A 4,359-nucleotide genomic window follows, 5' to 3' on the forward strand; every position below is an offset into this window, starting at 1 on the left:
GCGGGGATGCCGCTCTCCTCGTCGAGATCGGTCGCCGCACCAGCGAACTGGGCTGCGTACAAGGCGGCGAACGCGCCACCAGCGGCGAGCAGTTCGGCGTGTGAACCCCGCTCGACGATCCGCCCGGACTCCATGACGAGGATGAGGTCGGCATCCCTGATCGTCGAGAGTCGGTGGGCGATGACGAAGCTCGTGCGGTCGGACCGCAGCGCCGACATCGCGTGCTGCACGAGCAGCTCGGTGCGGGTGTCCACCGACGACGTCGCCTCGTCGAGGATGAGCAGCGACGGCGCCGCGAGGAAGGCCCGGGCGATGGTGATGAGCTGTCGTTCACCGGCGCTGATGTTGTCGGCCTCGGCGTTGAGCACCGTGTCGTAGCCGTCGGGCAGCATGTGCACGAACCGGTCGACGTAGGTGGCCCGGGCAGCCTCGAGCACCTCGGCGTCGGTCGCCCCCGGCCGCCCGTAGGCGATGTTCTCGCGGATCGTGCCGGAGAACAGCCAGGTGTCCTGAAGCACCATGCCGATGCGTGAACGCAGGTCGTGTCGGGTCAGCTCGGTGATGTCGACCCCGTCGAGGGTGATCCGACCCCCGTTCAGCTCGTAGAAGCGCAGCACGAGGTTGACCAGCGTCGTCTTGCCCGCCCCGGTCGGGCCGACGATCGCCACCGTCTGGCCCGGCTCGACGACGAGGTCGAGGTTCTCGATGAGCGGGGTGTCCTCCCGGTACGAGAACGACACGTCCTCGAACGCGACCCGCCCGCGAGGGTCGGTGATGCGTGCCGGGGTGACGGCATCCGGCTCCTGCTCCTCGGCATCCAGCACCGCGAACACCCGCTCGGCGGAGGCGACGCCGCTCTGCATGAGGTTGGCCATCGACGCCACCTGCGTCAGCGGCTGGGTGAACTGGCGCGAGTACTGGATGAACGCCTGCACGTCACCCAGGCTCATCGAGCCCGACGCGACCCGCAGCCCACCGACGACCGCGATGGCCACGTAGTTGAGGTTCCCGATGAACATCATCGTCGGCATGATGATGCCGCTGATGAACTGCGCCCGGAAGCTCGCGTGGTGCAGGGCGTCGTTGCGCACGGCGAAGTCGCGGTCGGCCTCGGCCTGGCGGCCGAAGACCTTGACGAGCTCGTGCCCGGTGAAGGACTCCTCCACGATGGCGTTGACCTCTCCGGTGCTCTTCCACTGCTGCACGAAGTGCTTCTGGCTGCGCTTGCCGATCATCGCCGTGACGACCATCGTCACGGGGATCGTCACGAGCGCGATGAGGGCGAGCAGCGGCGAGATCCAGATCATCATGCCGACCATGGCGACGACGGTCAGCAGCGAGGTGAGCAGCTGGCTCAGGGTCTGCTGCAGGCTCTGCGCGACGTTGTCGATGTCGTTGGTGACCCGGCTGAGCAGCTCACCGCGCGGCTGGCCGTCGACGTAGGGCAGGGGCAGGCGGTTCAGCTTGTCCTCGACGTCGCGGCGCAGCGTGAAGATCGTGCGGTTGACCGCTCCGGTGAGCAGCCGCCCCTGGAGCCACTGGAGCAGCGCGGCGACCACGTAGATCGCGAGCACGATGAGCAGGATGCGCCCGAGCGCGCCGAAGTCGATGCCCGTGCCCGGCACGATGTCCTGCATCGCCGCGAGCATGTCGGCGATCTGCGTCTCGCCGCGGGCCCGCAGCGCCTGCACCGCCTGCTCCTGGGTGACCCCGGCCGGGATCTGGCGGCTGAACACGCCCGCGAAGATCAGGTCGGTGGCCGAACCGAGGATCTTCGGGCCGATCGCGTTGAGGGCGACGCTGCCGAGCGCCAGCAGCACGACGGCCCACACGATGAGCCGCTCGGGCGCCATGAGCGCGAGGACCCGCTTGGCCGACGGGAGGAAGTTCTGCGACTTCTCGGTCGGCATCCCGATCGCCGCGTGCGGCGGCCCACCACGGTGGGCGGATGCCGGGCCGCGCCGCTCCGCGGCCGCCTTCTCCTCCTCGTTGCGCACCTCGCTCATGCCGCCTCCTCCATCGCTTGCTGGGATTGGACGATCTCGAGGTAGGTCGGGCAGGTCTCGAGCAGTTCCTCGTGGGTGCCGCTGCCGACGACGCGCCCCTCGTCGAGGACGACGATGCGGTCGGCGTGCAGGATCGTGGACACTCGCTGCGCGACGACGATCACCGCGGCGTCGCGGGTGACCGGGCGCAGCGCGGCACGCAACCGGGCGTCGGTGGCGACGTCCAGGGCCGAGAAGGCGTCGTCGAAGAGGTAGATGTCGGCCTTGCTCACCAGGGCCCGGGCGATCGCGAGCCGTTGCCGCTGGCCGCCGCTGACGTTGGTGCCGCCCTGGGAGATCGGGGACTCGAGCCCGTCGGGCATGGCCCTCACGAAGCCCTCGGCCTGCGCGACCCGAAGGGCCTCCCACAGCTCGTCGTCGGTCGCGTCCGGGTCGCCGTAGCGCAGGTTGGAGGCGACGGTGCCGGTGAACAGGTAGGGCCGCTGCGGGACGAGCCCGATGTGCGACCACAGGTGTTCGGGGTCGGCGTCGCGCACGTCGACCCCACCGACGAGCACCTGCCCCGAGGTCACGTCGTGCAGGCGCGGCACGACCCCGAGCAGCGTCGTCTTGCCCGAACCCGTGGACCCGACGACCGCGGTCGTCGTGCCCGGCTCGGCGACGAGCGAGACCTCGTGCAGCACGGGGGCCTCGGCGCCCGGGTAGGCGAAGGTGACGTCGCGCAGCTCGACCCGTACCGGCCCCGCGGGGATCGCCACCGGGTCGGCCGGCGCGTGCACCGAGGTCTGGGTGTCGAGCACCTCCTGGATGCGCCCCGCCGACACCGTGGCCCGCGGGATCATCATCGCCATGAAGGTCGCCATCATCACCGACATGAGGATCTGGATGAGGTAGGCCATGAACGCGGTCAGGGCGCCGATCTGCATGGCCCCGGTGTCGATGCGCTGCGCCCCGAACCACAGCACCGCGACGGTGGAGGCGTTGAAGATGACCATGACGATCGGGAAGGCCAGGGCCATCAGCTTGCCGACGGCCAGCGCCGTGCCGGTGTAGGTGGTGTTGGCCTCGGCGAACCGCTCGCGCTCGACGTCCTCACGCACGAACGCCCGCACGACCCGGATGCCGGTGATCTGCTCGCGCAGGATCCGGTTCACCGAGTCCACGGCCGTCTGCATGGCCCGGAAGTGCGGGATCATCTGCCGGATGACGAGCCCGATGGCGATGGCCAACGCTGGAACGGCGACGGCGACGAGCCAGGACAACCCGGCATCCTCACGAATCGCCATGACGATCCCCCCGACCATCATGATCGGCGCCGACACCATCATCGCCAGCATCATGTAGACGACGGTCTGCACCTGGGTCACGTCGTTGGTGCTGCGGCTGATGAGGGTGGGCGCGCCGAAGCGGGAGAGCTCCTGCGCGGAGAAGGCGCCGACGGTGCGGAAGACTCGGGCGCGGACGTCACGGCCCAGGGATGCCGCGGACTGGGCACCGATGCGGGTCGCCGCGATCGTGGCCGCGATCTGCACGAGGGAGACCACGAGCATGATCGCGCCCGCGCGCATGATGAAGCCGGTGTCGCCGACCGCGACGCCCTCGTCGATGATCCGGCCGTTGAGGCTGGGCAGGTACAACGACGCGATCGTCGCGACGAACTGGAGGGCGAGCAGCACCAGCAGGGGCGCTGTGTACGGCGTGAGGTGCGTGCGCACGAGTCGGTAGAGCATCAGGCCTTCTTCCGGGTGCCGTCGAGGACGACGTCGACGATGTCGGCCGCGTCGAGGCGGCCGGTCGACATGAGCGGGTGCACGCTCGAGAGCGTGAGGAGCTGGAGCAGGGCGACGACGTCGGATGCCGGTTTGCGCAGGGCCGCGGCATCGTCACCGATGAGGTCGAGGAAGGCGGCGTCGACCTCAGGGTCCGACGGTCGCTGGTGTCGCTTCGCGTCATGGGCGACCGGGCCACCGGCCGGCGAACCGGCGTGGTGGAGCACCGAGATGAGGCCCACGATGCTTTCGACGTGCCGCAGCAGGATGGCGACCCCCGAGGTGAGCCGCTCGTCGAGGGTCAGCGAGGGGTCGATGGCGCGCAGTTCGGCGACGGCCGGCGCGGAGTCGAAGACCGCGGCGACGCAGGCCTGGACGAGTTCGTCCTTGCTGCCGAACGCGCGGAAGACGGTGCCCTCGGCGATGCCGGCGGCCTCGGCGACCTGGCGGGTCGTCACGGACGGGCCGTGCTCGCGCAGGAGCGGAAGGGTCACGTCGACGAGGGCGGCGCGGCGGTCTTCGGGGCTGAGGGCTGGGGCACGGGGTGGCACCCGGACACTATAAGTGAGTGAGCACTCACTCAC

At 69.9% G+C, this 4,359-nt stretch carries 3 protein-coding genes; all 3 read right to left on the minus strand.

Going from position 1 to position 4,359, the window contains the following annotated elements:
* Positions 1 to 2,006 (minus strand): ABC transporter ATP-binding protein (locus PLL68_RS12545; RefSeq protein WP_324534575.1); only part of this gene is annotated, 2,006 nt, incomplete at its 3' end.
* Positions 2,003 to 3,736 (minus strand): ABC transporter ATP-binding protein, encoded by a 1,734-nt coding sequence (locus PLL68_RS12550; protein WP_324534577.1) that lies wholly within the window; start codon positions 3,734 to 3,736, stop codon positions 2,003 to 2,005. The genes PLL68_RS12545 and PLL68_RS12550, both read right to left, overlap by 4 nt.
* Positions 3,736 to 4,359: TetR/AcrR family transcriptional regulator (locus PLL68_RS12555; RefSeq protein ID WP_324534579.1), on the minus strand; the 624-nt coding region annotated here is incomplete at its 5' end. The genes PLL68_RS12555 and PLL68_RS12550, both read right to left, overlap by 1 nt.

It is taken from the genome of Ornithinibacter sp. (assembly GCF_035443565.1).
Lineage (GTDB): Bacteria > Actinomycetota > Actinomycetes > Actinomycetales > Dermatophilaceae > Fodinibacter.

Excerpts from the sequence above, each read along its gene's own strand:
- PLL68_RS12550 (WP_324534577.1), bottom strand. The coding sequence starts at position 3,736 with ATGCTCTACCGACTCGTGCGCACGCACCTCACGCCGTACACAGCGCCC.